The following is a 26,852-nucleotide window of genomic DNA, read 5'->3' as shown; positions in this document are numbered from 1 at the left end:
ATAACAACGCAGGCGAGGTTGCTTAAAAAAGGTTACTAGGAAATCGGTTAGTTTGGACCATACAATTTAATAAATATGGTTCTCGAGGTGTTAGTCGCCCGTCCACGGTCGGTGCTAAATGGCGGTTTCGATGCCCGAGATGTGGCTTACTCCTGCTTTAGTAATATAGGGCAGTATAGTATTGATTGTTACTATTTGTAGCACTATTCTTATTACTCAGCAGCGACTGCAAGCGACAACGGCAGTGCTGTCTCTCGTATGAGCTCCACATCACAAGCCCACGAACTCGACTGCGTCATCGTTGGCGGTGGCATCCACGGTACGGTTCTCGCTCGCCGACTCCTCGAGGAGACGTCGCTCGATCGAACGGCGATCTCGATCGTCGACCCGCACGAACGGCTGCTCGCATCGTTTCGCGAAAAGACACGGGCCTGTGGAATGGACGTGCTTCGGTCGACGTTCGTCCACCACATCGGCGCGGAGCCGTTCGCCCTCGAGGCGTTCGCTGAGCGGACCGGACGGGAAGACGAACTCGTGCCGACAGTCGACTACCCACCCCGGCCAACGCTCGAGTTGTTCCTCGACCACGCCACACACGTCATCGACACGGCCGAACTCGACTCGCTTCACCTGCAGGCGACCGTCGAAACGATTCGTGCGGCTCCCGATGGTCGCGGTGTTCGTCTCGAAACCACTGCAGGCCCGCTCGAGGCACGGAGCTGTGTGCTGGCGATCGGACACGGTGGTCGGTACCGATGGCCTGACTGGGCATCGACGCTCGATGGTGTTGGACACATCTGGGATGCTGTCGATCCGAACGCCGATGTCGACAGCACGATCGTCGTCGGTGGCGGGATCACGGCGGCTCAGCTCGCGTGTACGTTGAGCGAGACACAGTCGGTGACGCTGCTTGCTCGCCACCCACTCGAGTGGGAGGTTTCCGAGGCTGCCCCTCCGTGGATCAACTGGCCACACATCGAGCGACAGCTTCACGTCCATCCGCCGGGCTCGAGCGAGCGGTTCGACACCGTTATCGCAGCTCGGAACGCGGCGACGATCCCGCCGTCTCTCTATCGCCGGCTCGACAGTCGGCTCGAGGCAGGGACACTCACCCTCGTCCAAGACGAGATCGCATCGGCTCGGTCGACAAACGGCACTGTTCGGATCGCTGTCGAACACGACAGGGAGCTCACCGCCGACCGTGTCGTCCTCGCAACCGGCTTCGAACCGGTGTTCGAGCATCCGTTCGTCGATCGCGTTGCCACCGAACTCGAGTTAGCTCGTGGCTATCGGGGGATGCCGATCCTCGAAGACGACACGCTGGCGTGGCAACGCAGCGACGGTACGTCGACGCCGTTGTACGTCTCTGGAGCCCTCGCGCTCGGAACCGTCGGTCCGTATGCACCAAACATCCCGGGCGCAAGACGGGCTGCCGACCGAATTACGCAGGCTATCGAGGATCGTACCGTCTGTGACCGAACGCCTCACCTGCCTCGACACGCACAGGGCGACGGCGTCTCCGACTGACTCGATCCGGAACGGCTGCTTGCGGTGTCTCGGCTTACACCCTGACCGACTCACGCGTGGTGGCCGCCAGTTCGCCCTCGAGTGTTTCGACGATACGGTCTCCAGCCCGTCGTGCACCGATGATATTGCGGGCAAACGGGCCGAGTACGTGCTGTGCAGCGACGCCTGAGACGACGACCCGCGAGCGTGTGCCGTCCTCACGCACCCACTGCAACGACTCGTCGTCGAGCACCGGTGCGCCGCGATACCCCGTCTGGAGCGACGACTCACTCCGAAGCCGTCGAAACAGCGATCCTTCGTACGGCGAGTCGAATCCGGTCGCACAGATGATCGTGTCGAGACATTTCGCCGTGCCATCTCGACACGTGATGACCACGGTGCCGCCGGCTTCGGTCGCGACAGTGATCTCCGTTTGCTCGAGTGTGAGCGATTCTCGATCGAGCGCTCGGCGAAGCCGGCGAAAGACGTGCGGTGGGATCGTTCCGTCGTACCGTGCGTCGGCAACGGTCCGTGCCCGGGCACGCGATGCTGGCGGGAGGTCGTGGAGGTCGTCGACGACACCGGAAAAATGCATCCAGTCGGTGCTTGCCTCGAGCGATTCGACACGAAACGGGCTGCGAGCAAACAGCGTCACCGTCCGTCCGGGCTGGGCGAGCGCCGTCGCGAGCTGACCTGCCGTAATGCCGCCACCAACGATGCCGACTGCGGCCGTCTCTCCGATCGACTCGAGGTCGAACCCCGGTTCCCAGACGTGTATCACTGGGGCTGTCGCCGATAGCTCGCGTGCCCACTTCGGATAGCTGTAGGCCGTTCCGTTCCCGATGGCGAGGAGACACCACTCAGTTGTGAACTGGCCAGCCGTGGTCACGACGTCGACGTACTCGCCGTTGTCTACGAGAGTCGTCGCCGCCGCATCCATGTGGACAGACTCGAGCCCGTACTGGTCACAGACCCAGTCGGCGTGATCGAAGAACAACGACACAGTCGGTCGCTCTGCGCCGATGTCGCTTGCGATGAGTTCGTCTTCGCGACCTCGCGCTCGCGCGAAGTCCCGCAAACAAAACGGGTCGCTACTGACGTGATGAACGAGCGGCGACCGAAGCTCGCGAATGCCACACTGGCGGCATTTCTGGCGAAACCCACCGAGCAGCCCGTTTGGATCGATGATTCGCAACTCGCTGTGCTCGACGATCCCCGTGTCGAGCAGTCTCGTTGCGAGGTGGACGCCGTGGACGCCGCCACCGACGATCGTGACGGTCGCAGCCTCAGTCGTCATTTCTCACAACTGTTGTTATTTCACCCTATGGTTTTAACAACACCGAACGTCGTCACAGCTCCTTCGGCCGTCTGCACGACGTGACTACCCTGCTGCGATGGCCCGTCTCCACGCGCCATCTCTCGAGACGAACGCACAGCCCAGATTCGCAATTATTGCGGCCGCTCAGCAGTTCGCTGTCTGCTCTGTGTCGCCGCTGGCTGGCCCGCAGTGGGAAACCCTTATGCGCGCTGCGTGGGAACTATCACTGGACCGTATGACTGTCACACTTAAGGACTTCTACGCTGACTGGTGTGGCCCCTGCAAGACCCAGGATCCGATCCTCGAGGAGCTCGAGGATGACTGGGAGGGCCGATTCGAAGTCGAGAAAGTAAACGTCGACGAACAACAGGATATCGCCAACGAGTACCAGGTTCGCTCGCTGCCGACGCTTGTCATCGAGAACGACGACGGCATCGTCGAGCGCTTCGTTGGTGTCACCCAGCGTGAGGACATCGAGGACGCCCTCGAGTCGGCTGGCGCGTAAGCGACGAGCAAACGTTCGAGTCGGTGTCGTTTTTCTGCTGTCCCAACGCTGGTGAGCAACGGCTTTCTCAAAACCGACACCCCCGCATACGGACTGCTGTCAGTCAGTGTCGGCGCGACCGCTGACGGGTCGCGGTTACGCAGGGACAACAAACCGTATCAGTGACCGCAGTTACGGCTCATCTGGATCGATATCGTCAGTGTCGAACTCGTCGGCTGCTGGCTCCTCGCTGGCGCCAAACGTTTCGGTCGCGGGCTCGTCGTCGAGATCGAACTCGTCGGTCTCGAGTTCCTGCCCGTCGACGCCGACGCTCCCGTCTTGAATTTCGATAACGACTCCGTCGCGCTCCGGAGCGCGGCCGATTAGCTGGTTCGTCGCTGACTCGATCTCTCGGTTGACCTCCCAGACAAATCGAAAGACGGCCTCGAGTTCGGTGCCGGCCTGCCGGATGCCGCGTTCGGGCGAGCGTTCGCCGAGACTCTGTGCACCTTCGGGATGGAGATACTGGATCGGGTGATCGGTCGGCACCTCGCGGAGATCCACGTCGAACGACCAGAGATACGGCAGGAGTTGGATGGCGTATCCGTTCGGTTTCGGTGCTTTACGGCCGGCAGCCGTCAGTGCGACGCTGATGGCTGTCGTTCCCGAATCGGTGTCGTAGTAGACGCCGGGGATGCCTGGAATGGAAAGACGCATACTCGAGAGATGACGCCCACCACTGGTGAGTATACACCCGGCAGTCCCACCCTCGTTTTATACAGAGCCGGTGACCACCCGTCGTCGGTCGCAGACGGGATGCGGTCCCGAATCCCGGCGCGACCGCAGGACGGCTCGCGGTCGCGTCGGCACAGACAGTGGTCCGTCTCAGAAGCCGTCGGCAAACTTGTCCCGACGGTTGATATCGATCTCGCTGACGCTCGAGCCCTCGCGGGTGGCGGCGAAGACGATGGCCTCGGCGACCTCTTCGGGTTCGCTGGCTTCGCCTTCTGCGAAGTGTTCTTCGAAGGTTTTCCCATCGGTCGCCTCGAACGCCGACCGAACTTCGGCGGGGTTGATGATCGAGACACCGACGTCGTCGTCGCCGACCTGGGCCGCGACGCTCTTGGCGAACCCGCGGACCCACCACTTCGACGCAGCGTAGACGGGGTTGAACGACCGGGGGTACTGGCCCGCAAAGCTCCCGACAAAGATCAGGTGGCCGCCGCGTTCGCGAACGTGAGGGATCGCCGCCCGCGTCGCATAAAAGACGCCGTCGACGTTGGTCTCTTGGATCGTCTCGTAGTCGTCGGTCGCCATCGATTCGACATCGCTGCCTCGCGACAGCCCTGCGTTGTTTACCAGCACGTCGAACCCGCCGAACGCGTCGACAGTGTCCTCGATGAGCGCGTCAACGTCATCCTCATCGCGGACGTTTGTCGGGACGACCAGCGTCTCGACGTCGTGGGTTTCCTCGAGACTCTCGGCAAGGGCTTCCAGTTTGTCTTCGCTGCGAGCCGCGAGGACGACGGTCGCGCCCTCGGCTGCGAGCGCCCGGCAGGTCGCCGCCCCGATACCCGTGCTTGCGCCCGTGACGATCGCCGTCTTGCTCTCGAGTGCGTTTGCTGTCATACCTGAGCGACGGCTACGGTGCCCTAAAAGACCGGGTTTTCGGAACCCGACTGCGTCTCTGTCTTCGAAGCGTGCGCTCCGGGGACAGTGACGTGCTGATCTGGAGCGATGGTGTTCTCTCTTATACGGACCGTTGTCCGTTCGTGCCGGGGCATCCACGGCCTCCTCTGGGAGGCCATCGGGAGACCGGGACAGCAGACTGTCTCAGTACGCCTCGAGGTCGTACAGGTCGCCGTATTTCGACGTGACGTACTCGAGGAAGTAGTCGGCGGTGAGCGCCTCACCGGTCGCCCGTTCGATCAGGTCTTGTGTCGTGTACTGCTTGCCGTGCTGGTGGACGTTTGCACGGAGCCAGCCGTTCAGTTCGTCGACGTTGCCCTCGCGGATGTCGTCGTCGAGGTCGCCGAGTTCCTCCTCGGCGGCCGCGTACAGCTGGGTGGCAAGCACCGATCCGAGCGAGTAGGTCGGGAAGTACCCAAAGGAGCCGTGGGACCAGTGGATGTCCTGCAGACAGCCCTCCGCGTCGGTTTCGGGACGCACGCCAAGGTACGCTTCGTACTTGTCGTTCCAGACCTCGGGGACGTCCTCGACCGCGAGGTCGCCCGAAATCAGCTCTCGTTCGATCTCGAAACGGATCACGATGTGGAGGTGGTAGGTAAGTTCGTCCGCCTCGACGCGAATCAGGTTGTCGTCGTAGACCTGGTTTGCGGCTTCGTAGGCGTCTTCGGGAGAGACAGTCTCGAGACCCGGGAACCGTTCGCGGGCAGTCGGGAGGAACTGCTCCCAGAACGGCCGGGAGCGCCCGACGTGGTTCTCCCAGAGCCGCGACTGTGATTCGTGAACCGAGAGGTCTCGCGCCTCGCCCAGCGGGGTGCCATACCCCTCGTCGGGCAGCCCGAGCGTGTAGTTTGCGTGGCCAAACTCGTGGATCGTCGAGGTAATCGAGCCGAGTAGGTCGTCTTCTTCAAACCGGGTCGTCACGCGGGCGTCGAACTGCGTTCCAGAGGAGAACGGATGTGGTGCGGTGTCGAGTCGGCCGCGAGCCCAGTCGTAACCCAGCGACTCGAGGACGTCACGCGCAAGCGCTTCCTGATCGTCGTCATCGAACTCCCCCGCGAAGGCGTCCGTGGTCAGTTCCGCGTCGCTGTCGTCGATTGCCTCGATCAGTGGGACCAGTTCGTCGCGCAGGCGCTCGAGCACTCCCTCTGCGGTCTCGAGGTCGATGTACGGCTCGTAGTCCGAAAACAGCACCTCGTAGGGGTCGGCGTCGGGGTCGATGTGGTTGGCGTACTCCCGTTTGAGTTCGACCAGTTTCTCGAGGGTCGGGGCAAACGCCTCGAAGTCGTCTTCTGCCTTGGCCTGCTTCCATTTCGGGTGGGCGTTCGCAGTCGTCTCGGAGATCTCCTCGACGAGTTCCTGTGGAACGCTGGTCTCGCGGTCGTAGCGCCGGCTGACCTCCCGGACGACGGCAGCCTGTTCGTCCTCGAGATCCATCGACTCGAGTTCCTCGAGTTGCGCGCCGGTTTCGTCGGCTGTCAGCAGTTCGTGACCGATCGAAGAGAGCGTCGAGAGCTGCTGGGCCCGGGCTGGTGTCCCCTCGTCGGGCATCACGACTTCCTGGTCCCACTTGAGGATCCCAGCCGCGTTCGATACGTTCGAGATCCGTCGAACGCGTGTTTCGAACTCGCTGTACGTCTCCGCTGACGCCCCATCGCTTTGGGACTGATCGGTCGCCATAGGCGTAGTCTAGCGTAGACGAAGTATCAACGTCGTGGTTCCGGCACCCTCAATTCGACCGCCCGCGTTTCGCCGATCCTCGACAGCGTCGGTGAACGGGCTTGATCAGCCGTCGATCGGTCGGCCGTCTTCCGTCGGCGGCGCGATGTGGTCGATGTACTCCTCGACAGTTGGCTCTGTGACGCGCACGCGAACGCTGATTTCGCCGAGTTCGTCCGGCTCGCCGACTGAGAAGTTCACACGATCTTCGAAGGCAGCCTGTTTTTTCAGTGCAAACGAGAACCCAGCTCCCTCCTGGTTCGAAAAGAACTCGCCACGGGCCGTGTCGAGAATTTCCTGACGATGGAGCAACTCGGAGAAATGATCCATCGTGTGGGTGTCTGCCCTAATCTCGCCAAACTCCTCCTCGAGTTCGGCGTTGGGAAAGATGTTCGACACGGCGTCAGCAACTCGGCTGGTGACCTCCGTGTCATAGACTGGAGCCGTGATTTCGACGTCGACGCTGTAGATCTCGGTCATGGCTGATTTCGTTCCGTGTTCGATCCGGACTCAGGTGTTGGTTCCGATTTGAAGCCGTCGGCGACGGCCGTTCCAGCTTGCTCTTGGACGACTGTTTCGACTCGCTCGTGAAATGCCTCGAGTGTGTCGGTGTTCTCGATGACCACGTCGGCACGATCCATCGCGTCGTCCATTCCAAAGCTACGCTCGCGCTCGTCGCGGGCAGCCAGTCCTTCGCCGCCGTCTGCTTCGCTTGCGTCCCGGCCGCGAGCATCGATGCGTTCGGCTCGCAGCTCGAACGGCGCTTCGATACTGACGAGTGTAAACGTCTCCCCGAATCGGTCTTCGAAGATGTCGACTTCGGTGTCCGAGCGGATTCCATCGACCAGCACGATCTCGTGGCGCTCGAGGCGATCCTCGATCATCGGCAGTGAGCGCTCGGCGATCGCCGTTGGCCCGTTCTCGTCGCGAAGCGCCTGCGCGACGCTCCCATGGTCTTTCGTCGGATCCAGGCCGCGGTCGGCCGTCTCCTGGCGGACGACGTCGCCCATTGTCACCACCGGGATTCCGTTCTCGCGTGCGACGGTGGCAGCCTCGCTTTTCCCGCTGCCGGGGAGTCCCACTGTTCCGATGACGTGCATCGAGCGATCATACCGGCGAGACGTGCATAAACGCTGTGTTCGTCGCCGCGGTGATCGCATCAGTGCTGACACCTGCCAGCCCAGTTGCAGCTCCCGAAACAACGTTAGGGCGGCTGTACCTCCGTGTGATACGGGTCAACTGTCCGATAGAGACTCGAGCAACTGTCGTGGTAAACGGAACTGGTCTGTCAATTCGGTGTTGTCTGGGGCGACGGTTGGTTGCACAACGATCAACAGCAGTCACGGCTGCAACGGTCTGTTCATCACGACTGAATTATCGATAATCCGTCTGAAGCGGGACTGATAATCAAAACGGACTCTCTGTATTATCTGGTAGTCACTCGCTGGAACAAATGCACGCTATGACAGAATCACGACTCAACCGGCGCCGATTCACCAAAGTCGTCGGTGTTGGCATGATCGCGGCAGTGGCCGGCTGTATGGACGACGATGAAGACGGTACTGATGAGGAGATCGACGACGACGGAGACGACCTCGGAGTTGACGATAACGGAGACGACGAGTTCGGCGACGAAGACGACGATGACGACGACGAGTTCGGTGATGAAGACGACGATGACGACGACGAGTTCGGCGATGAAGACGACGATGACGACGACGAGTTCGGCGATGAAGACGATGACGAGTTCGAAGACGAGGATGATGACGACGCGTTTGGCGATGAGGATGAAGACGAGTTGGACGACGAAGACGACTAAGCCCGGCGAGTGACGCCCAGGGGACTCTCTTTTTTAAGCGACGCAGCTACAGCAGCCGCCACACGGCATTGCAACCCGATCGCGAGACGACTCTGTGACGTGGAACCCGTTTCAGCCGCGACTCGAGAGCACGTCGACTGTTGGAACCGGTGAACAGTCCCATGCGTGGAGTTAATCGCTGTGGTTATCTTCCGTTCTGTCGTACCGTTCGCTGTGACTCAACGATCGCTGCTCGTGCGTGCGCTCTGGTTTCTGGTCATTGGCTGGTGGGCGACGCCGATCGTGATCAATTTCGCGTGGCTGCTGACCGTCACGATCGTCCTCGCCCCAATCGGGATCAAGCTGATCAACCTCGTCCCGACAGTGTTGACGCTGGCCGAACCACGAACGTTCACGAACCCCGAGTTGGCTCGCGGCCAGCACTCGCTGGTGGTCCGGGCGCTGTATTTCGTCTTCATCGGCTGGTGGCTGAGTTTCTTCTGGGCGAACCTCGCAGCCTTGCTCGCGGTGACGATTATCGGCCTTCCGATTGCCATCTGGATGATCAACCGACTGCCGTTCGTCACGTCGCTGTACCGCTTTCACGGCTGAATGAATCCACACTGTTTATGCCAATCCGCCGTTGATTCGTACTCGAGGGCACGTAGCTCAGTCCGGAAAGAGCGTCGGACTTCTAATCCGACGGTCGTGGGTTCAAATCCCATCGTGCCCGCTGCTGTCGCGAACAACTCGTGAGCGACAGCAAGATACCGAGATGGGATTTGAATTAGACCGAGGTTCTGCGCGAAGCGCAGGTTCTCGGGCGTCGTTCAAATCTCATCGTGCCCCGTCTTCTCACGGCCGCGAGTAGCGAGTGACTGCACTCGAGTCCTGCTATTCGAAGCCCACCTCGAGCAAGTCGCTCTCGAGCAAGGGCTGGTGCTGTCTCGAGTCCACACCGGGGCCAGACGCTTTCAGGCCAACGATACAACCCTCTCGAGTCCCTCTTCGGAATATGAATGAGCCGGACGTCGACACCACTGCCTACAGCGACGTGATCGACGACTCGGAGACGTTCGCCGATCAGGCACGCCAACGCGCCGAACTCGAACGCGAGGCTGTCGAATGGGCGATCGACGAACTCGAGTCGGCAATCGCCGGACAGGACGTTGACCTCGAGCCGTTGCTCGAGTACGCTCGCCGGAGCCGAGCCAGTTTGCCGGAGCGGCATCGACGGGCCTACGAGGCGATGGCCGAGGTGTTCGATGTCGACTCGGACGTTTACGAAGTGTACGTCTTCGCGTATGCGGAACTCTGTGAGGAACTGGCTGAGGGGGAGGGCCGGTCCGAGAAGCATCCCCAGGGATGTACGAACGCGCTCGTTGCCCCGCAGCAAACCGAGGCGTCTGGCGGGTCCGACAATATCACCGATGCCGACACCGGCCCGCTCGTGCTCAAAAACCGGGATATTTCGGGGCGTGGCACCCGACCGAAATCGATCATCGAGCAGCCGCCGATCGACGGCTACTACGGCTTTCTGACGATCGACACCTGCGGGACGATTTCGATCTACAAAGGTGTCAACGATCAGGGGCTGGTTGCGGCGAATACGTACATCGACTGCAACCGCGACGACGTCGACCCAGAAGGTCAGCTCCGGAACGGCACTGTCATCCGCATGCTCCTCGAGGAGTGTGCGACCGTCGTGGAGGCACGGGCGTTCCTCGAGTCACACCCGACCCGGCAGCTGATGAGCCAGACGCTGTTTCTGGCCGACGGAACCGAGGGCGTCTTGCTCGAGATCGATCCAGCCGCCGAGCGCATCGCCGTCGACGACGGTCCCATTGGTACGCGAACGAACCACTTCGTGCGCTCGGCGTCGACCGAGACGGCGAGTTCGACGACGCGGCGACAACGAGCTCTCGAGTTGCTCAACAGTGTCGACGGAATCGACCGTGACGAGCTGTGGACGATCGCACAGGACCACGAGAACGGCCCCGGCGACAACTCGATCTGTCGTCATCCGGAGCCCGAGACGGACGAACCCCACGCATTTGGCCAGTTGACGACCGCAAGTGCGACCGTGTTCGAAGGTGGCTCCCCGGTAATCGATATCGCGACGGGCAACCCTTGCGAACTGGAGCGCACGCGGTGTGCCTTTGGTGACGAGATTCCGACCGATCTTCGGACGGGACAGCGGTGGCTCGAGCGACGACGGTGACTGGTCCTCGGCGCGTGGTCGCAGCCCCGAGACGGTTTCTAGGCTCGAACACGGCGCTGCTCGAGATCAGCTTCGAGCCGCTGTGCCGCCTCCAACCGCAACGCCTTCGCCTGCCGTTTTGACAGATTCGAGTCGGGGAGTCGATTTGCCAGCGGGTCGTACGCCGACGGCGTAAACCCGAGCTCTTCGAGGTAGCTCGTCACAGCCGGGCTCTCGAGTCCATTGTAAATCGCGGCGTCGGTAACTGATTCGACGGTGTCGAACTCGGGGAGTGTGACCTCGCCAGCGTACGAATCGGCGTCACCGACGACGGTACCGCGGGCATCAGCGTGGGTAACGATCGAGCGGACCGCTTCCGTGAGCTGGAGGATCTGACTCGGGAGGGTCGCGTCGGGCGAACGCCATTCAACAGTCGGCATCGCTTTTCGCAGCCGGACCGGGGTCCAGACCGCGTCGTAGGGGTCGAACGCGTCGTCGAACGCATTCGGATCGACACCGCGCGTGATCGCGCGCTCGCGAAAGCTTTCGTGGGCGTCCTCGAGCCGCCTCTCCCACTCGTCGACGCTGTCGACGTACGGCCAGAGCTGGCCCTGTTCGGGGCAGTCCTCATAGCACGAGCGTCGGTAGAGGAACGGGCGGGCACACTCGAGAATCCGTTCGCCGCGGTAGTGGGCGGAACTGGTGGCGAGTGCGAAGGCAGGGTCGAGTGCGGTCAGCATGTTCAACTGGTCGACGACGTTCGATTGCTCGAAGTGGATGTGCGTGCCGGCACAGACACGAGCGTCGTCGAACGACCGGCCGACGATCTGGCGCTGGAGATCCGTGCTCTGTTTTTCACGGTATGGGATCTCCGCTGGACTCGCGTGGAGTGGCGTCGCCAGCGGGACAAGCCGTTTGTCCTGGTCGCGCGCTGCGTCGACTGCGTTTCCGATGCGGTCGATGAACTCCTCGCGAAGTTCGACCATCGACGAACATGGGGTTGTTTTGATCTCGAGCATCGGCTCGACGAACTCGGGATCGATCTGCGCCGAGCTGTCAAGCAGTGATCCGGGAGCGACCAGGTCACCAGTGTCGTCGATGACCCAGTACTCTACTTCAAGGCTAGTTTTCATGAATGTCTCCGGTCGGCTGTGGGTAGTGTGGCCCTCGAATGTGCTGTCACCGGGCCAAACGTCGACGGCGTCACCGAACGCAGCCCCGCCGTTCGACTGATTGGTTCTGTGCCTTGAGAGAGGTCGGTTCCACGTGTACCCGTTGAGCTTTCGTGCGCAAGTAGCATGCCGGACGGTAGCAACTGACTACAGCGACTGTAGGCAGCTGTTACTGTTACAGAGCGCGTTGAATGCGACGGGACGACCGGTAGACGGCTTGGTGACCACTTCACGTCCACTCGACGACGGTAGTAACACTCATGTCACGTGGTTGTTCTGGCGTCTCTGCTGGGTTCATACTCTTGCAGTAACATTGTGTAACTACAATGAGCGACACTGGTTCCCCGGACGAATCCGACGCTGACACAACGCAAACGCCATCCGTGATCGTCGTCGGCGGCGGTCCCGCCGGCCTCAGCGCAGCCCTGTTTACGGCGAAAAACGGCCTCGAGACAACCGTCTTCGATACCGACGGAACGTGGATGCACAAGGCCCATCTGTTCAACTATCTCGGCATTGGCTCGGTCGGTGGCAGCGAGTTCATGGCGACGGCACGCCAGCAGGTCGACGACTTCGGTGTCGACTGCCGACAGGACGAACCCGTAACTGCGGTCAGTGAGACCGAGGACGGCTTCGCCATCGAGACCGACGAGGGCGAGTACGACGCTGACTACGTCGTCCTCGCGACGGGTGCCAACCGCGACCTGGCCGACGAGTTGGGCTGTGCGTTCACCGACGAGGAGACTGTCGATGTCGGCGTCAACATGGAGACGAGCATCGACGGTGTCTACGCGACGGGCGCGATGGTCCGTCCGGAGGAGTGGCAGGCCGCCATTGCGGTCGGCGACGGTGCGGCCGCAGCACTGAACATCCTCTCGTCCGTCAAGGGAGAGTACTACCACGACTTCGACGTCCCCGCAGACGCCGAGCGCGTCTTCGGCGAACTGATCGCGGAGTAATACACTATGTCCAACAACTCTCAAAACCCAGTCACGCCCGAACTGCCCGACAGCCCCGTCCACATGACGGGGACCGACCATATCACCATCTGGGGGAGCAACGAGGCCGATACGATCGCGTTTTATCGGGACCTCCTCGGCATGCCGCTGGTTCTTCGCCAGCCCAACCTCGACGACCCGTCCCAGACACACCTGTTCTTCGACACGGGCGACGGCCGCATCCTCACGTTCTTCGTGAGTGACGACCGCCCATCGAACCAGCGGGGCCAGCGTGGCGGCGTCGGCGCTGTCCACCACCTCTGTTTCAGCGTCGATCCCGACGAGTACGAGGAGACGATGCAGGCGCTCGAGGACGCGGGCCACCAGTACAACGTCTTCGATCGGGGGATCTTCCACTCGATCTACACGACGGATAACAACGGGCTGGTCATCGAACTCTCGGCGGACAAGTACGAGATCCCGAACGACCGCCGTGGGGAGATCCTGGCGAAAGCCCAGGAACTCCGCGAGGCCGACGGGGCCGAGTACGCCAAGGATGAACACCTCCGCGGCGCGATCGACGCACTCGGCCTCGAGGTCGTCAAGCACGATCTGCCCGATGCAAGTGCGGGCGTCGGTGGTGTCGAATGAGCGCGGGTGACGACGTGGACGGCCCACACCAGGGCCAGCCACTCGTCACCGGCGCCACGCCGCTCGAGGAGGCGTCTGCTGCGCTCGTGCTCACCCACGGGCGCGGAGCGACCGCACAGGGGATGCTCGACCTCGCAACCGAGATCCACCACGATGGCGTCGCCTTGCTCGCCCCGCAGGCCGCCGGCAAGACGTGGTATCCGAACTCGTTTCTCGCACCCGTCGAGGCGAACGAGCCGGGCCGAACGTCGGGACTGCAGGCGATCGCGGACGCGATCGACGAGGCCAGCGATGCCGGTATCCCGACCGACCGCGTCATGCTGGTCGGCTTCTCGCAGGGTGCCTGTCTCGCCAGCGAGTTCCTCGCTCGCAATCCGCGCCGCTACGGCGGGCTCGCCGCCCTGAGCGGCGGTCTCATCGGTGAGGACCTCGACGAGACGTATCCCGGCGACCTCGAGGAGACTCCCGTCTTCCTCGGCTGTAGCGACGTCGACCCACACATTCCCGAAGAACGCGTCCACGAGACGGCCGCCGTCTTCGAATCGATGGCTGCCGACGTGACGAAACGACTCTACGAGGGGATGGGCCACGGCGTCAACGAGGATGAACTCGAGACCGTCTCGGGAATGGTCGCGGACCTCCTCGAGGATTGAACTGTCCGGGTAGATCGGACGACAGTCTCTCTCGGCAACGCTCGTGCACTCGTCGGGCTGGCGCTTATCCCACTTGCTCGCATACGATCTGTAATGAATCCGAACAGCATGGGCAGGCGGATGTTTCTCTCGGCAGTGGCTGGATCGCTTGCAGCCGTGTCCGTCGCTGGCTGTCTGGATGACGGCGCGAGTGACGACGGTGACGAGCCTGAACCCGTCGTCGACGCGGCGGACTCAGTTGTGGGTGACACTGATCCCGACGCGTGGAGAGCTGTGGAGGAGATTCGGTTCGACGGCTACGTCGGCGGCTGGGTCGGTGCCGCGCCGTCTGCGATCGACCGCGTCGAAAACCCCACGCTCGTGCTCGTTGCGGGCCAGAAGTACGAGATTACCTGGGAGAATATGGATGGTGTCCACCACAACATCGCGTTCTGGGACGCGAATCGCGACGTCGTCGATGAGTACACCACCGAGGGCAACGAAGCTATCGGCGAGGTCGAGACACTCCGTTTCGAGGCCACCCCCGAGATGGAGAACTACCTCTGTGAGTACCAGCAGGTGGGCCAGATCGGTGCTGTTCGCGTGCTCGAGGACTGACATCGCTGGAACTGTCTCCGTCGACGGTTGCTCGAGCAGCCGAATCTGTCTCCGGCCGTTACTGTCTCGATCCTATCGCTATGCAACCGTTATCTGAAACGACGTGGTAGATATATGGGCAATGTCAGCAATGCTCACAGACGATGTGGCGGTTGTGACTGGTGGATCGAGTGGAAACGGACGCGCGATCGCCCGTCGGTTCGCCGCGGAAGGTGCCGACATCGTCGTCGCGGATATTCAGGAGTCGCCTCGAGAGGGCGGTGAGCCGACCCACGAACTGATCGAGGACGAGACGGATGCGAACGCGGCGTTCGTCGAATGTGACGTCACGAACGTCGACGACCTCGAGTCGGCTGTCGAAGCCGCCGAGGAGTTCGGCGGTGTCACTGTGATGGTCAACAACGCGGGGATCTTCCACGGCGAGGAGTTCCTCGAGGTCGACGAGGACGGGTTCGGTCGGATGATGGACATCAACGTCAAAGGCGTCTTCTTTGGCGCGCAAGCGGCAGCAAAACGGATGGTCGAAGCCGATGGCGGGAGCATTATCAATCTCTCGTCGGTCGCCGGCCTCGAGGGATCGGGTGAGTTCGTCACCTACTGTGGGACGAAAGGTGCCGTACGGCTGTTCACGTACTCGATGGCTGCAAAGCTCGGTCCCGATGGAGTGCGAGTGAACGCCATCCACCCCGGTCTGATCGAGACGACGATGACGACCGACGACTTCCCGATTATGGGCACCGACGCCGAATCGGAGTTCTTGGAGGCGATCCCGTCGCGACGTGCGGGCCAACCCGAGGACGTCGCGGACGCGGCGCTGTATCTGGCGAGCGATCTCTCGGATTACGTCAACGGCGAATCGCTCGTCGTCGACGGCGGGATGACGAACTCGCAGTAGTTACCGGACGACGGTCACGGGAACAGGTGACCGTCGGACGATGTTTTCGGCGACGCTGCCAAGCAGCACGCGCGAGACACCTTTTCGCCCGTGACTGCCGATGATGATGTGCTCGATTTCATCGTTCTCTTCCGCGAACGCGACGACCTCTCGAGCGGGCTGGCCGACGGCTGTCTCCGTGCGAAAGTCGACGCCATCGGTGCTGACGATGTCCGAGACCTCGTCACCGAACCCCTCGGAAATCTCCGCCTCGCGTTCTCGGAACATGTCTTTCAGGAGCTCGATTCCCGCTCCCGTCGAGCCCTCCGCTGCCTCGACGACGCGCAGCAGAATGATCTCCTCGTCCGAGTGCGTCTCAAAGGCGTGTTCTACTGCCTTGCGTGCGGGCGCCGACCCATCGTACGCTACGAGGACTGCCATACGATCGCTACTGAGTCTGGATGTATAAAGCCAGCCGATGACGGCCTGGCGGGCGGTTTTCAGTCGTCGAGGAGCCGTTCGCGGGCTTTGCAGGCTCAGACCTCGCCGTCGATCTCAATCCGCGAGTCACTCCGAACGTTTTCCGCTCGCGGTACTTCGAGCACTCACTTCGCGAAACCGTCGATAAAAAAGCCGCTCACTCCCGCTGGTTCGCGATCTTACTGCTCGAACCCGTCCTCGAAGACGAACGTTCCATCACGCTGGACGACCTCGCCGTCGATCTCGATCAGCGAGTCCTCGCTCATATCGACGATCATGTCGACGTGGACCGCCGAATCGTTCTGCTCGTTGTCCTCGCCGACGGTGTCGTCGTAGGCACGGCCGATGGCCATGTGGACGGTGTCGCCCATCTTCTCGTCGAACAGCATGTTGTAGGTGAACTGGTCGATATCGCGGTTCATCCCGATCCCGAGTTCGCCGAGTCGGCGTGCGCCATCGTCCGTGTTCAGAACCTCCGTCAGCAGCTCCTCGTTTTTCGCCGCCGAATGGTCGACGACCTCGCCACCCTCGAACTCGAGGTAAACGTCTGTAATCTCCCGGCCCTGATGATAGAGCGGCATGTCGAACAGCACCTCGCCCTCGACGCTGTCGGGGACGGGCGCGGTGAAGACCTCACCGCCGGGGAGGTTGTGTTCGCCGTAGTCGTTGCGCGTCGGATTGCCGTCGATTGACATCGTCACGTCGGTCGTGTCGCCACTTTTGATCCGGATCTCGTCGGCGGGATCCATGAGTTCGACCATGTTCGCCTGGTGGTCACGCTGTTCGTCCCAGTCTTTGTTGACGGCATCCCAGACGAACTCCTCGTAGCCTTCCGTCGACATCTCGGCGAGTTGGGCGTTTGCCGGCGCGGGGAACTGCGTGAGACACCAGCGCGTCGAGAGCCGTTCCTCGAGAATGGGTTGGTGGGCCTGCTGGTGGGCCGCACTGGTCTCGGGGTCGACGTCGCTGGTCTGGGTGACGTTGTCGCTGGCCCGGATGGCGATGTAGACGTCCGTCTCCTCGATGAGTGCGAGTTCGTGGGCGGGCGTCTCGTACTCGTCGTCACCCGCGCGGAGATACGCCCGGCGTTGGCGTGCGCCCGTCCGCTGGCTCGTCGTCAACGGATTCGCACCGATCTCGCCGATCACTTCGTGGAGCGCAACCACGAGGTCTTCGGCAACGGGATGGGCGTCGACGATGACGTTGTCCCCTTCCTGGAGGTCGACCGAGTGATTCGCGATTATCTCGGCGTGTTCGCGGATACGTGGGTCCATGTGTCACACGTATCCGAGCGCCGGGATACCGTTTTCGAATCGAACACTCCAACTGAGCGACCAGTCCGGAGTTAGTCGAACTTCTCGAGGAGCCGATCGTAGAAGTCCGGCCCCGTCACGTCAGGAACGCTCCCTCCGTTTGTCGCCGGTTCTCGGGCCTCATCAGCCAGTTTCTCGACGATCAGCTCCGGTGTCGACCGCGCCAGATGGTCTTTGACCGGCGAGCGGTTCACCTCGAGTTGCCCATCCACGAGCCCCATCGCCTCGATACCGTCGACAGTCACGTCGTAGTCGGCCATTTCGCGGATCTCGTCTGCCAGGTGGGAGACGAACACGCCCGTCGCGCCGTTTTCAGACAGCGCTTCCAGAATGCCGGCGATGATCTTTGCCGACGCGCCGGGCTCGGTGATGCTCTCGAGTTCGTCGACGAGGACAAGCGATCCTTCGCCGCCCTGGGCGAGATCGGCGAACTCCCTGACGGTGGACTCGAACGCGCCCGCATCCAGCGTTCCCTGTGTTTTGGCGTGATAGTGCAGATCGTCGAATCGCTGTAGACGAACCCGCTCGGCGGGAACCGGGAGGCCCATGTGTGCCAGCACGACGACGCTTGCAACCAGATCGAGCGTCGACGTCTTCCCACCGCTGTTGACACCCGACAGCAACGCAACACCTGTCACCTCGTAGTCGACAGGATCGATCGCCTCGAGCGGTTCGTCGAGCAGCGGCGAACGGCCACCGTCGATCGCGAAGCCGACCTGTTCGTCGCTAGCCGACCGCTCACTGCTCGCCGCCGAGGCACTATGCGAATCGCCGTCGACGAACTCCGGCATCGTACACTCGAACTCCCGTCCGAACCGGGCGATCGCGAGTTCGACATCGAGCTCGAGAGCATCCCGAACGAGCTGGCGGGCCCCCTCGCGCTGGTCGGCGAGGTCGGCTGCAAGCTCGCGTTTGAGTCGGCCCGCACGGCGCTCTTTGGCCGCCGTGAGCTCCTCACGCAGCCGTGACACGACGTCCCCATCGCGCTCGACCGGGAACGTCGGTTCGTCGCTGAACGCCCGACGGGCGATCTCGGCCTCGCCCTGATCGAGATCGAGTGCATCGATCAGGTGCTCCCGAGCCGTTTCGACGGCTGCAGCGTACTCGTCGGCGAGCTCCCGCGAGAGCAACGAGTCGACACCAGCGCCACGCTCGACCAGCGAAAGCAGATCCGACCCCTCGATCGTGACGTCCTCCTCGCGGATCGCTTCCCGAAGATGATCGTTGGCGACGCTTTCGGCTGTGCCTGCTGCTGTCTCGAGGTCGTCGATCGCCGTCGTCAGCCGATCGAGTTCGTCGTCGCCTGCGACCGTCCCATCTTCGTCGAGACGCGACAGGCCGTCCTCGAGTGCCTCGAGATCGCAGGCGGCCTCGAGATCGCCAGCCCGATGGACGTCGATAGCTGCCTGAAGCCGGCTCCGGTTGCGCGCGAAAAACGACAGGGGCCGTTCCGGGACGATTTCGGCCGGCGTCTCGAGTGCATCGGGCCTGACCTGGACGTCGCCGTCGATCGTGACACCGGCAAACGACTCATCGAGTGCAACCACTGTGGAGTATCCGCGCGCGAGTTCGGCCAACCCCTGCGTGTCCTCGACGATTTCGACCGAGAGCTCCGGGATCGCGTCCCGGGCCTCGCTGTAGCGTTCGGCGTCGGCCGTCGCCAGACAGCGCTCACGGACCCGGATATCGCCCGGCTTCTCGAGCGGTTCGACACCCTCGAGTGCCGTGAGCACGGTCTCGTCGTACTCGCGCTCGAGTGCATCGCGAGCGAACGCCTGGACGTCCTCGATCCGTGAGCGACGCGGACTGGGATAGATCGTCTCGAGTCGCTGGGCGGCGTAATCGGTGACCGTCCGTGATTTGAGCAAGGCGAGTACGTTTCGATAGACCTCACGAGCGCGGTCGGTGGCGAGAAAGCCGCCGGGATCGTCGTGTTCCAGTCGGATCGCACCGCGTGCGATCCGAGCAGCCCGACCCTGGCTAATCCCTGGAGCGGTCGCGATCGTCGCGACGTCACCCCGCCGCAGCGCGCGCTCGGGCTCGTCGAGCGCTGTGAGCGCTCGTGCGGTCTTCTCGCCGACACCCGGAATCGACTCGAGATCCATGCTTCGTGAGCAGCGTATCAAACCGGAGTGAGAAAAAGTTCCCGCCCGGTTTTCGGATCTCTGAGACACTCGTTGACAGTGACCGGGGTGTGTGGTGTCGATGACGTCGATTGAGACTTGCGCGAGACGGGACGTTCGTTATCTGGTCGGGGCCCCAACGACAGGTATGGTACTCAAGAAACTCCTCGGATCGACAGCAACGCGGTCGCTGACGGTTCTCTCGGTGCTTTCAGAAGCGAAAACGGCGTTCAGTCGGGGCAAGCGGACTCGCGGCATCTTGCTGCTCGGCCTCGCCGCCCTCGCCTGGAAGTGGGCGATACTCGGACTGGCTGCCCAGGGTGTTCTCAAACTGGTTCGTGGTGGTCGCTCGGGCTCGGGTTCCACCCCGTAGTCTCTGAGAAACTGACGGCTGCTGCCAGACTCAAACCCACACTCTTACCATACTGACGCAATTACTTGTCTTTCCGATACTGTTTTGTCGATATTGGTCCACTACTGTGTACATGAGGGTGCCGACGATTGCTGTTGTTCGAAATGAGGTTGATCCGTCGTGTGAATATCACTGCGACGCCCTCGAGGGATACGTTCCGAACGCGACGGCGGTTGACTACCCCGCGGGCGAGCGTCCCGATCTCGAGCGTGCTGACGGCGTGGTTCTGACGGGCAGTACGGCAGGCGTCTACGAGGCTGCTGATCGGCCGTGGATCACCGACCAGCAGCGACTTGTTCGCGAGCTAGTCGAGCGCGAGATTCCGACGCTCGGGGTCTGTTTCGGCCATCAGGTCGCCAACGCAGCACTCGGTGGCACTGTCGAACACGTCGGCACGACTTGTCGACCTGTCGACGTCGACCTCGCTGCTGACCCGCTTTTCGACGGCGTGGCGTCGGTCGTTCCCGTCGCTCACGGCGACGTCGTCACCCAGCCCGGCGACGAGATGGACGTCATCGCGACGACTGACTACTACCACGCGTTCGCGACGCGGCATCGAACTGCTCCGCTCTGGACGGTTCAGTTCCACCCGGAGTTTACGAGCACGCACCGCGAGCGACTCGAGGCCGACTTCGACTGGACCGATGGTGAGCACGGGTTCGACGCCGTCAACGCGACCCAGATCATCGAGAACTTCGCCTCGATCGTCGCTGACTCAACTACGCACTCCCACGCCGTCGACGACTGACTCGACCGTGCTGGCGGCGTCGAGAACGGTCGCATCGTCGAACCGTGAGCCGACGAGCATGAGGCCGACCGGAAGTCCGTCGACCTCACCGACAGGGACGCTGACCGCGGGGTGGCCGGTCCGGTTGAACGGGGCCGTGTTTGCGACGACGAGCGCTTCCTGCAGTCGGTCGTACTGGTCCCGTTCGGGGTCGTGTTCGGGTGCCGTCCCCAGCGTCGTCGGCATCGCGAGCAGCTCGTGATCTGCCAGTAGCGTGTCGTACCGTTCGGTGAGTTCGACGACGAGGTTCATCCCGTCGGCGTAGTATCTCGAGTGGTAGTTCTCGTTTGCGTAGGCACCGACGAGCAAGGACAGTTTCAGTGACGCCGGGAAGTCGTTCGCCTGGACGCGTCGTGCCGAGCCGAAGAACTCGATCCAGGACGTGTTGTACCACCCCTTCCAGCCATGGCCCAGTCCCTCACCGATCATCGCATCGAGCAAGCCTTCCGCCGTGCAGACGGCCTGAATATCGCTCGCGTCGAGATGCATCGGCTCGGAGACCTCCTCGAGCGAAGCCCCATTCGCTTCGAGTCGCTCGAGGGCGTTTCGAACGCACTTGACAACGCCAGCATCGGCCCCGGGATGGTCGAACCCCTCCTGCAGGACGCCGATCGAGAGGTCGGCGGCGTCGCCATCGAGCTGTTCGTGGTACGACTCGGTCGGAACGGGCGCCGGCTCTCGCAGGTCGCGTTCGTTGCTGCCGGCGATCACCGAAAGAACTCGCGCGACTGTCTCAACGTCCGGCCCCATCGGCCCCGGATGGTCGATCGAGTGGGCGAGGCCGATACAGCCTGTGTAGGGGACCAGTCCGTAGGTTGGCTTGTGCCCGACGACACCACACAGAGACGCTGGAATCCGGACGCTGCCACCCTGATCGGAGCCGATAGCCGCGTCGGCCTCGCCGGTCGCGACGACGACTGCACTGCCGCCGCTTGAGCCACCCGCGAGAAACGCGTCGTCGTGTGGGTTTGTGATCGGTCCAAAGGCGCTGTAGCCTGTCCTCGTCATGGCGAAGTCGTCCATGTTCGTCTTGCCGATGATGTCTGTGCCGGCCTCGAGCAGCCGGGTGACGATCGTCGCATCGACGTCGGGCACATACCCCTCGACGACGTGAGATCCGCAGGTCATTTCGACGCCGGCGACGCAGACGTTGTCCTTGATCGCGACATCCATTCCATCCAGTTTGCCGCCATCATCACCAGCGATCTGACACCGACTCACCCACGCATTGTGTGGATCCGCCGTGTCGGCTGGACGAACGCCGGACGTTCGCTCGCGGCGTTTACGGCCTCCGAGTCGTGGCTCGGGGTTGTACGACCGAACCGTATCATAGGCGTCGGCTCGTCGCTCGGCCATCTCGACGAAGCAGTCGAGTTCGTCGTCGGTGAGCTCGAGAAACAGTGAACGGCCGAGCTCGCGGAGATCGTCTTTGGTCGGTGGTCGAAACGGCATATCAATTCAGTCACGAGGGGCGGCAAAATGCGTAGTTGGCTACGGCAGTGACTGTCGCCGTGCTATGAGTGTGTTCGATGGCGAACACCGACACTCGAGCACCGTCGCTGATGGCTGCCAACCGGTCGCCGGATAAAATGCTGTTTCTGTGTACAGTGTGTGCTACAGCACCCACTCAAATAGTATCGAACGAAACTCCGCTTCAACGGCACATCACTCCTCTAGGTGGTCGATTCCTTTCTTCGAGACGTTTGCCTCCGTGATCTCGTTTGGCATCCAGTCGGGCTTGTCGTCGGGTGCGGTCTCCTCCCACGCCCAGCCGTCGTAGATGTGGACCTTGTCCGTGCCTTTCTCTCGAAGCTTGAGTTCGACACGCTCTGCCTCGTCCTCACTCGAGCCGGGCTCGAGTCGCCGGGCTGCTTTCAGGGCAGCCTGGCGGGGGGTGTTCCCCGAGAAGACGCTCGACTCGTCGCCGCCCGACTCGCGCAGTGCAAAGTTTCGTTTACCATCTTCACGTACCATGGTTTTAGCCTCCGTGTCAACTCAGCACACGACTCGACATAAAGATATCCCCGAAAACCGACCGACTGCGTCGGTATCTTTAAGTGAATTGGCTACGCCATTCCTTCGCATCAACCCTTTTGACGATGGGATTCAGTGTCGATCTCTCGGTATCCATGCGTACTAGAGGCATGGGTTCGGTCGTCGAAAACACTTAAGTATATCCTACGGCGAAGTTCGTCATAGAATCCCGCGATGGTACGGAAAAAGAAGCTGAGTCCAAGCGGTGCGAAAGACGAAGATGGCAACTATCACAACGTCCACCTCAACCTCCACGAGGACGAGCTCGCAGTCGCGGGTATGGATATCGGCGACGAAGTCTTCGTCCGAGTCCGGGACGGGAAGATCATCATCCAGAAAGCCGACGAGGACGAGGTCGAACACGAGTTCTAAAACCACCGTTTAGGCTGCGTCTGTTTCACGCTGACGCCAGCGTAGCTGCCGCACGGTGTGCTGGCACTCGGCAAAAAATCGATCACAAGCACTCTTTTCGGCTCGCGGCTTCGCCGCTCGCCTATTCACGGCGCGTTGTGCCGCGCTCTCCGCGTTAGTCGTCGGCCCGCTCGCTCCCTGACTCACGGCCTTCGGCCGTTCGTCATTCCGCGGCGCGATGTGCCGCGCTTTCGTTCGCTCGCGGTGTAATCGATTGAACCGCGACACGACCTCTACACTCGAGCAAAAAGACCGACAGCCGACTACTGCAGCGCCGCCAGGTCGAACTCGAAGGCTGCCACGGGCACCTCGAGGTCGTACTCGATGAGCACTTTAGGATGAACCTCGCCGATCACGCCGACGTCTTCGCCGTCGATGACGACCGCGGCGGTTCGACCCGAAATGAAGGCCGGGTGGTCGGTTGGTGGCGTCTCGAGATCGACGTCGAAGTTGCGCGCGAGCGTCTGCAGGCGCGCTTTGGCGTCCTCGTAGCCGGCGTCGTGGCTTGCGAGGACGGCTCCGACGTGGCGACTCTCGCCGACGCCAGTGTTTTCGCTGTCGTCGAGCGCCGCACGGAAGCCGATCTCGGAGAGATGCTGTGGATACGAGCGGTGGGTGTTTCGCTCGAGGACCGTCATGAGCGAGGGCATAACCCACGTCCGGAGCATGGTGTAATCCTCGCTGTAGGGCTCTTTGATCGTCGCGGGCTCGCCAGCGCCATAGGCGTCGGTTCCGGGCGAAATCTCGAGGCGATCGTAGTTCTCCTCCTCGTTGATCATATGGAAGTTCAGCAGATCCTCGAAGCCGAGGCCAACGAGTTGGGTGCGCGCGGCGCGCTCGAGACGAGAGCGCTCGTGACGGCCGCCGACGGTCCCCACGTCGGGGTAGGTCGGCTCGAGTTCGTTGAAGCCGTAGGCGCGCCCGAGGTCGTCGATGATGTCGAGTGGATGGAGGACGTCGACGCGGTACGGTGGGACCGTCACCTCGTAGACGAGGGCTCCATCGTCGTTTTCGGTTTTTTCGGCCTCGAGTCCCGATCGTTCGGCCAGATCGAGCACTTCGTCGGGGTCGAGGTCGATGCCGAGAATGGTCTCGATGCGGGCGTGGGAAACGGTCTTCGTCTTCATCGAGAGATCCGGGCGGACGAGTTCGCGTCCGCCGGACTGCGTCTGGCTCCCGTTCGAGGCCGCGTTCGCGGCCTCGCTACCTGAATACTCGACTGTTACCTCCTCGATCGTCGCCCCGCGTGCCGACAGCGCATAGCAGACGATGTTGAGCATCTTGTCGATCGTCCACTGGTCGGTGCCGGTCATCTCGACGAACAGGTCTCTCGAGTCAGTCGACACCTCGGTCCGGCGGCCGTTGATCACCGGCGGGAACGAGAACAGGCCGATATCGTCGTAGATCGCGGGGTAGCGGTCGTAGCCGCTGACGAGGTCGGCGTAGGTCTGGCCTGTCTGGTGGTCCTCGAGTACTTCTGCGGGCGTCATCTCCGCGTCGGAATCGAGCGGGACGAAGCGGTCGCCGTCGGGTTCGACGCCGACGTACTTGATTGACGGCGTGCCATCGTCCATGGCGTCCCGTCCTTTGAGCATCGTCAGGTCGTGAATCCCGATCGCGCCTTTCGCGCGCTTGCGTCCCATCGTCGCGTGGAGCTTTTCTTGCAGCTGAATGAGCGAGTCGAGGGCGTCCTCGTCGAGATTGACATCGCGAATCACTGCACCCGTGACGTACGGCCGCTCGTCGGGAACCGACTCGTCGACGGTGATCGTCCACTCCGCCGTGTTCGGCGACGGGACGTGGACGCCGCGGGCGTCGCCGTACTGATAGCGCAGCGAGCGCGCGACGCCTTCGACCGAGAGCCGGTCGAGACGGTCGGGGGCGAACTCGAGTTCGAACTCGCCGGCTTCGGTTCGGCCTTCGAACTCGAGGCCGAGTCCGAACAGGTCATCGATGAGGTCGTCGTCGCTCGTCTCTTCGTGGCCGGTCAACTCGCGCAGTTCGTCGGGGTCGATATCGACAGTGGGCATCAGTAAGTCACCTCCGCGTTCCGCAGGAACTCGAGGTCGGCGAGCGTGCCGTGCAGGTCGCGGATATCCTCCGCGCCGGTCGTGAGCATGGCGAGTCGCTCTAAGGCCAGTCCCCAGGCCATGACGTCACAGTCGACGCCGAGTGGCTCGAGCATCTCCTCGCGGAAGATGCCCGAGTTACCGATCTCGATCAGTTCGCCCGTCGTGGGGTGGGTGCCGAACAGTTCGAACGACGGCTCCGTGTAGGGGTTGTAGTGGGGTTTGAACTGGATGTCGGTGATGCCGAACTGGGCGTAGAACTCCTCGAACGTGCCCATCAGATCGCGCACCGAGAGATCTTCGGCCATCACCCAGCCCTCAATCTGATAGAACTCGAGGAGGTGGGTTGCGTCGAGCGTGTCGTTTCGGTAGGCCTTCTCGACGCTGAAAAAGCGCGCTGGCGGCTCGATCTCGCCGATTTCGGTGCCGGAGAGATAGCGGGTCGACAGCGAGGTCGTGTGGCCACGGAGCGCGAGCGCGCGGGCGAAGTCCTCGTCCCACGGGGAGTGGTAGCCTTCGCTGTCCTCGCCAACACCCTCACGGTGGGCGCGTTCGACGCGCTCGACGAGTTCCTCGGGCAACTCGTCGATGTGGGTCGGCTGCTCCAGAGCGAACCGATCCCAGTGCGTGCGTGCGGGATGGTCCTGTGGCATGAACAGACAGTCGTTGATCCAGAAGTCCGCGTCGGCGTGGGGGCCGTCCATCTCCTGAAAACCCATGCCGACGAGCACGTCCTTGACGCGCTCGGACATCTGGCGCAGGATGTGTACGTTGCCGCCCTCGACGGTCTCGGCGTCGGCCTCGACGTTGTACTCGGCGAACTCGACGTCCTCCCACTCCCCACTCGTCAGGAGTTCGGGCGTGACCTGGCCGACCGTTTCAGCGGTTTCGATCCCTGCCATCAGCTCCGTGACGGCAGCATCCGTCAGCGTCACTTCGCGGACGATCGACTCCGCTCGCTCGAGTAAGCCCCGTCGCTCGAGTTCCTCGAGCGTCTCTGCGTCGACGTCGACGCCCTCGACCGGTGTGTCGTCCGCGTCGGTGAGTTTGGCGAGCGCGTTCGCCTCTGCATCCGCGTCCGGTTCGGCGTCGGGATCGGCCGTGATTTCGCCGCTGTCGATGCTGCCGTACCCTTTGCGCGCGTAGTTCGAGAGCGCGATGTCGACCTGTGGGCCCTCGAGCCCCGAGGCCCCGATCACGCGGCCCATCTGGACTGGCTCGTCGCCGGCGCCGGCCTCGAGTGCGGCCTCGTAGAGCCGGACTTCGGGGAGTCCATCGGTGGCGTACTCTCGCCCTTCGTCGGAGAGTGAGACGGTTTCGTCGACGCGTTCGGTGACGGCGACCAGTTCCTCGGCCTCGAGTTCGAACACTGCTCCGGTGACGGTTTCCGGTGGCAGGTCGGTCGCCGCGGCGAGGGCGTCGACGGACGTTGCATCGTCCGCGGTTGCGGCCTTTAAGACCGCAACCTGTTGTGCTGGAAGTTGCATTCGCTTGTTCGTATGGCTGCGTGGGTGTCAGTTAGCGGTTCCGACTCGGCTCGAGTCTGAACTCGAGCGCTGTCGACGGTGCGGTCGGTTTCGACGCGCCCGCCCGGCGTGGGCGAGCGCGGCTCCACCGGCCCGGATTA

General features: G+C 62.4%; 27 protein-coding genes and 1 tRNA gene. 14 read left to right on the top strand and 14 right to left on the bottom strand.

The window, feature by feature from the left end; genetic code table 11:
• The first annotated feature begins 258 nt into the window (after positions 1 to 258).
• Positions 259 to 1,527: an FAD/NAD(P)-binding protein gene (locus tag ACERJA_RS06380; protein WP_373607396.1), complete on the top strand. Its 1,269-nt coding sequence runs from the start codon at positions 259 to 261 to the stop codon at positions 1,525 to 1,527.
• 34 nt (positions 1,528 to 1,561) lie between these two features.
• On the opposite strand, the gene ACERJA_RS06375 is transcribed toward ACERJA_RS06380, so the two are convergent.
• Complete coding sequence (locus ACERJA_RS06375) at positions 1,562 to 2,803, bottom strand: FAD/NAD(P)-binding protein (RefSeq protein ID WP_373607395.1); 1,242 nt, start codon at positions 2,801 to 2,803, stop codon at positions 1,562 to 1,564.
• 223 nt (positions 2,804 to 3,026) lie between these two features.
• Between ACERJA_RS06375 and ACERJA_RS06370 the strand changes: the two genes are divergently transcribed.
• On the top strand, positions 3,027 to 3,329 hold the full coding sequence (locus ACERJA_RS06370; RefSeq protein WP_083902038.1) for a co-chaperone YbbN: 303 nt from the start codon (positions 3,027 to 3,029) through the stop codon (positions 3,327 to 3,329).
• A gap of 171 nt (positions 3,330 to 3,500) precedes the next feature.
• Here the strand turns inward: ACERJA_RS06370 and ACERJA_RS06365 are convergent, their stop codons facing one another.
• From ACERJA_RS06365 to ACERJA_RS06345, 5 genes are all read right to left on the bottom strand, one after another.
• Positions 3,501 to 4,025, bottom strand: a complete 525-nt coding sequence (locus tag ACERJA_RS06365; RefSeq protein ID WP_373607394.1) for a hypothetical protein — start codon at positions 4,023 to 4,025, stop codon at positions 3,501 to 3,503.
• 168 nt (positions 4,026 to 4,193) lie between these two features.
• The gene (locus ACERJA_RS06360; RefSeq protein ID WP_373607393.1) at positions 4,194 to 4,937 is read right to left on the bottom strand and encodes an SDR family oxidoreductase; all 744 of its coding nucleotides are present in this window, start codon (positions 4,935 to 4,937) and stop codon (positions 4,194 to 4,196) included.
• Between the two features lie 204 nt (positions 4,938 to 5,141).
• Positions 5,142 to 6,674, bottom strand: a complete 1,533-nt coding sequence (locus tag ACERJA_RS06355) for a carboxypeptidase M32 (RefSeq protein ID WP_373607392.1) — start codon at positions 6,672 to 6,674, stop codon at positions 5,142 to 5,144.
• Positions 6,675 to 6,779: 105 nt separating this feature from the next.
• Positions 6,780 to 7,193 (bottom strand): RNA-binding domain-containing protein, encoded by a 414-nt coding sequence (locus tag ACERJA_RS06350; protein WP_373607391.1) that lies wholly within the window; start codon positions 7,191 to 7,193, stop codon positions 6,780 to 6,782.
• A complete protein-coding gene (locus ACERJA_RS06345; RefSeq protein ID WP_373607390.1) occupies positions 7,190 to 7,813 on the bottom strand; it encodes an AAA family ATPase in 624 nt (207 codons plus the stop codon). The genes ACERJA_RS06350 and ACERJA_RS06345 overlap by 4 nt, the downstream gene beginning before the upstream one ends.
• A 362-nt stretch (positions 7,814 to 8,175) precedes the next feature.
• Between ACERJA_RS06345 and ACERJA_RS06340 the strand changes: the two genes are divergently transcribed.
• From ACERJA_RS06340 to ACERJA_RS06325, 4 genes are all read left to right on the top strand, one after another.
• On the top strand, positions 8,176 to 8,532 hold the full coding sequence (locus ACERJA_RS06340) for a hypothetical protein (RefSeq protein ID WP_373607389.1): 357 nt from the start codon (positions 8,176 to 8,178) through the stop codon (positions 8,530 to 8,532).
• 213 nt (positions 8,533 to 8,745) lie between these two features.
• Positions 8,746 to 9,123: a YccF domain-containing protein gene (locus ACERJA_RS06335; protein ID WP_373607388.1), complete on the top strand. Its 378-nt coding sequence runs from the start codon at positions 8,746 to 8,748 to the stop codon at positions 9,121 to 9,123.
• Between the two features lie 46 nt (positions 9,124 to 9,169).
• Positions 9,170 to 9,244: transfer RNA gene (locus ACERJA_RS06330), tRNA-Arg, on the top strand.
• 282 nt (positions 9,245 to 9,526) lie between these two features.
• Positions 9,527 to 10,732 (top strand): C45 family autoproteolytic acyltransferase/hydolase, encoded by a 1,206-nt coding sequence (locus ACERJA_RS06325; protein WP_373607387.1) that lies wholly within the window; start codon positions 9,527 to 9,529, stop codon positions 10,730 to 10,732.
• A 38-nt stretch (positions 10,733 to 10,770) separates the two neighbouring features.
• Here the strand turns inward: ACERJA_RS06325 and ACERJA_RS06320 are convergent, their stop codons facing one another.
• The gene (locus ACERJA_RS06320; RefSeq protein ID WP_373607386.1) at positions 10,771 to 11,844 is read right to left on the bottom strand and encodes a glutamate-cysteine ligase family protein; all 1,074 of its coding nucleotides are present in this window, start codon (positions 11,842 to 11,844) and stop codon (positions 10,771 to 10,773) included.
• 365 nt (positions 11,845 to 12,209) lie between these two features.
• On the opposite strand from ACERJA_RS06320, the gene ACERJA_RS06315 reads away from it, so the two are divergent.
• The 5 genes from ACERJA_RS06315 (at position 12,210) to ACERJA_RS06295 (ending at position 15,617) form a co-directional block, all read left to right on the top strand.
• On the top strand, positions 12,210 to 12,842 hold the full coding sequence (locus ACERJA_RS06315; protein ID WP_373607385.1) for an FAD-dependent oxidoreductase: 633 nt from the start codon (positions 12,210 to 12,212) through the stop codon (positions 12,840 to 12,842).
• 6 nt (positions 12,843 to 12,848) lie between these two features.
• Positions 12,849 to 13,472 carry a VOC family protein gene (locus ACERJA_RS06310; protein ID WP_373607384.1) on the top strand — a complete coding sequence of 208 codons (624 nt, stop codon included), beginning with the start codon at positions 12,849 to 12,851 and terminating at the stop codon, positions 13,470 to 13,472.
• Positions 13,469 to 14,125, top strand: a complete 657-nt coding sequence (locus ACERJA_RS06305; protein WP_373607383.1) for an alpha/beta hydrolase — start codon at positions 13,469 to 13,471, stop codon at positions 14,123 to 14,125. The genes ACERJA_RS06310 and ACERJA_RS06305 overlap by 4 nt, the downstream gene beginning before the upstream one ends.
• 93 nt (positions 14,126 to 14,218) lie before the next feature.
• On the top strand, positions 14,219 to 14,722 hold the full coding sequence (locus ACERJA_RS06300) for a hypothetical protein (protein WP_373607382.1): 504 nt from the start codon (positions 14,219 to 14,221) through the stop codon (positions 14,720 to 14,722).
• Between the two features lie 121 nt (positions 14,723 to 14,843).
• Positions 14,844 to 15,617 (top strand): SDR family oxidoreductase, encoded by a 774-nt coding sequence (locus ACERJA_RS06295; protein ID WP_373607381.1) that lies wholly within the window; start codon positions 14,844 to 14,846, stop codon positions 15,615 to 15,617.
• On the opposite strand, the gene ACERJA_RS06290 is transcribed toward ACERJA_RS06295, so the two are convergent.
• The 3 genes from ACERJA_RS06290 to ACERJA_RS06280 all read right to left on the bottom strand — a co-directional run bounded on the left by ACERJA_RS06290 (position 15,618) and on the right by ACERJA_RS06280 (position 19,494).
• A complete protein-coding gene (locus ACERJA_RS06290) occupies positions 15,618 to 16,037 on the bottom strand; it encodes a universal stress protein (protein WP_373607380.1) in 420 nt (139 codons plus the stop codon).
• A gap of 218 nt (positions 16,038 to 16,255) precedes the next feature.
• Positions 16,256 to 17,350, bottom strand: a complete 1,095-nt coding sequence (locus tag ACERJA_RS06285) for an aminopeptidase (protein WP_373607379.1) — start codon at positions 17,348 to 17,350, stop codon at positions 16,256 to 16,258.
• 71 nt (positions 17,351 to 17,421) lie between these two features.
• The gene (locus ACERJA_RS06280) at positions 17,422 to 19,494 is read right to left on the bottom strand and encodes a helix-hairpin-helix domain-containing protein (protein ID WP_373607378.1); all 2,073 of its coding nucleotides are present in this window, start codon (positions 19,492 to 19,494) and stop codon (positions 17,422 to 17,424) included.
• A gap of 166 nt (positions 19,495 to 19,660) precedes the next feature.
• Here ACERJA_RS06280 and ACERJA_RS06275 point away from each other — a divergent pair, with 166 nt between their 5' ends.
• Together ACERJA_RS06275 and ACERJA_RS06270 are read left to right on the top strand one after the other, a co-directional pair.
• Positions 19,661 to 19,885, top strand: coding sequence for a hypothetical protein (locus ACERJA_RS06275; RefSeq protein WP_373607377.1), 225 nt, complete (start codon positions 19,661 to 19,663; stop codon positions 19,883 to 19,885).
• Between the two features lie 112 nt (positions 19,886 to 19,997).
• Complete coding sequence (locus ACERJA_RS06270) at positions 19,998 to 20,672, top strand: type 1 glutamine amidotransferase (RefSeq protein WP_373607376.1); 675 nt, start codon at positions 19,998 to 20,000, stop codon at positions 20,670 to 20,672.
• Here the strand turns inward: ACERJA_RS06270 and ACERJA_RS06265 are convergent.
• Positions 20,640 to 22,163 (bottom strand): amidase, encoded by a 1,524-nt coding sequence (locus ACERJA_RS06265; RefSeq protein ID WP_373607375.1) that lies wholly within the window; start codon positions 22,161 to 22,163, stop codon positions 20,640 to 20,642. The genes ACERJA_RS06270 and ACERJA_RS06265 overlap by 33 nt on opposite strands.
• Positions 22,164 to 22,376: 213 nt before the next feature.
• Positions 22,377 to 22,685, bottom strand: coding sequence for a non-histone chromosomal MC1 family protein (locus ACERJA_RS06260; RefSeq protein ID WP_006066038.1), 309 nt, complete (start codon positions 22,683 to 22,685; stop codon positions 22,377 to 22,379).
• Positions 22,686 to 22,919: 234 nt separating this feature from the next.
• Here ACERJA_RS06260 and ACERJA_RS06255 point away from each other — a divergent pair, with 234 nt between their 5' ends.
• Positions 22,920 to 23,117, top strand: a complete 198-nt coding sequence (locus ACERJA_RS06255) for a hypothetical protein (protein WP_006066039.1) — start codon at positions 22,920 to 22,922, stop codon at positions 23,115 to 23,117.
• 302 nt (positions 23,118 to 23,419) lie between these two features.
• Here ACERJA_RS06255 and pheT read toward each other — a convergent pair whose 3' ends face one another.
• Positions 23,420 to 25,186 carry a phenylalanine--tRNA ligase subunit beta gene (gene pheT, locus ACERJA_RS06250; protein ID WP_373607374.1) on the bottom strand — a complete coding sequence of 589 codons (1,767 nt, stop codon included), beginning with the start codon at positions 25,184 to 25,186 and terminating at the stop codon, positions 23,420 to 23,422.
• Positions 25,186 to 26,712: a phenylalanine--tRNA ligase subunit alpha gene (locus ACERJA_RS06245; RefSeq protein ID WP_373607373.1), complete on the bottom strand. Its 1,527-nt coding sequence runs from the start codon at positions 26,710 to 26,712 to the stop codon at positions 25,186 to 25,188. The genes pheT and ACERJA_RS06245 overlap by 1 nt, the downstream gene beginning before the upstream one ends.
• Positions 26,713 to 26,852 lie beyond the last annotated feature (140 nt).

It is taken from the genome of Natronorubrum sp. A-ect3, from assembly GCF_041821125.1.
In the GTDB taxonomy this organism is placed as follows: Archaea; Halobacteriota; Halobacteria; order Halobacteriales; family Natrialbaceae; genus Natronorubrum; species Natronorubrum bangense.
Note: the sequence above shows the minus strand (reverse complement) of the source record. Positions and strands in the feature narration are given on the sequence as shown.

Coding starts and splice junctions, on each gene's coding strand:
- ACERJA_RS06340 (WP_373607389.1), top strand. CDS start 8,176: ATGACAGAATCACGACTCAACCGGCGCCGATTCACCAAAGTCGTCGGT.
- pheT (WP_373607374.1), bottom strand. CDS start 25,186: ATGCCCACTGTCGATATCGACCCCGACGAACTGCGCGAGTTGACCGGC.
- ACERJA_RS06350 (WP_373607391.1), bottom strand. CDS start 7,193: ATGACCGAGATCTACAGCGTCGACGTCGAAATCACGGCTCCAGTCTAT.
- ACERJA_RS06365 (WP_373607394.1), bottom strand. CDS start 4,025: ATGCGTCTTTCCATTCCAGGCATCCCCGGCGTCTACTACGACACCGAT.
- ACERJA_RS06270 (WP_373607376.1), top strand. CDS start 19,998: ATGAGGGTGCCGACGATTGCTGTTGTTCGAAATGAGGTTGATCCGTCG.
- ACERJA_RS06285 (WP_373607379.1), bottom strand. CDS start 17,350: ATGGACCCACGTATCCGCGAACACGCCGAGATAATCGCGAATCACTCG.
- ACERJA_RS06310 (WP_373607384.1), top strand. CDS start 12,849: ATGTCCAACAACTCTCAAAACCCAGTCACGCCCGAACTGCCCGACAGC.
- ACERJA_RS06300 (WP_373607382.1), top strand. CDS start 14,219: ATGAATCCGAACAGCATGGGCAGGCGGATGTTTCTCTCGGCAGTGGCT.
- ACERJA_RS06345 (WP_373607390.1), bottom strand. CDS start 7,813: ATGCACGTCATCGGAACAGTGGGACTCCCCGGCAGCGGGAAAAGCGAG.
- ACERJA_RS06265 (WP_373607375.1), bottom strand. CDS start 22,163: ATGCCGTTTCGACCACCGACCAAAGACGATCTCCGCGAGCTCGGCCGT.
- ACERJA_RS06315 (WP_373607385.1), top strand. CDS start 12,210: ATGAGCGACACTGGTTCCCCGGACGAATCCGACGCTGACACAACGCAA.
- ACERJA_RS06295 (WP_373607381.1), top strand. CDS start 14,844: ATGTCAGCAATGCTCACAGACGATGTGGCGGTTGTGACTGGTGGATCG.
- ACERJA_RS06375 (WP_373607395.1), bottom strand. CDS start 2,803: ATGACGACTGAGGCTGCGACCGTCACGATCGTCGGTGGCGGCGTCCAC.
- ACERJA_RS06260 (WP_006066038.1), bottom strand. CDS start 22,685: ATGGTACGTGAAGATGGTAAACGAAACTTTGCACTGCGCGAGTCGGGC.
- ACERJA_RS06245 (WP_373607373.1), bottom strand. CDS start 26,712: ATGCAACTTCCAGCACAACAGGTTGCGGTCTTAAAGGCCGCAACCGCG.
- ACERJA_RS06380 (WP_373607396.1), top strand. CDS start 259: ATGAGCTCCACATCACAAGCCCACGAACTCGACTGCGTCATCGTTGGC.
- ACERJA_RS06360 (WP_373607393.1), bottom strand. CDS start 4,937: ATGACAGCAAACGCACTCGAGAGCAAGACGGCGATCGTCACGGGCGCA.
- ACERJA_RS06305 (WP_373607383.1), top strand. CDS start 13,469: ATGAGCGCGGGTGACGACGTGGACGGCCCACACCAGGGCCAGCCACTC.
- ACERJA_RS06320 (WP_373607386.1), bottom strand. CDS start 11,844: ATGAAAACTAGCCTTGAAGTAGAGTACTGGGTCATCGACGACACTGGT.
- ACERJA_RS06355 (WP_373607392.1), bottom strand. CDS start 6,674: ATGGCGACCGATCAGTCCCAAAGCGATGGGGCGTCAGCGGAGACGTAC.
- ACERJA_RS06290 (WP_373607380.1), bottom strand. CDS start 16,037: ATGGCAGTCCTCGTAGCGTACGATGGGTCGGCGCCCGCACGCAAGGCA.
- ACERJA_RS06255 (WP_006066039.1), top strand. CDS start 22,920: ATGGTACGGAAAAAGAAGCTGAGTCCAAGCGGTGCGAAAGACGAAGAT.
- ACERJA_RS06370 (WP_083902038.1), top strand. CDS start 3,027: ATGCGCGCTGCGTGGGAACTATCACTGGACCGTATGACTGTCACACTT.
- ACERJA_RS06275 (WP_373607377.1), top strand. CDS start 19,661: ATGGTACTCAAGAAACTCCTCGGATCGACAGCAACGCGGTCGCTGACG.
- ACERJA_RS06325 (WP_373607387.1), top strand. CDS start 9,527: ATGAATGAGCCGGACGTCGACACCACTGCCTACAGCGACGTGATCGAC.
- ACERJA_RS06280 (WP_373607378.1), bottom strand. CDS start 19,494: ATGGATCTCGAGTCGATTCCGGGTGTCGGCGAGAAGACCGCACGAGCG.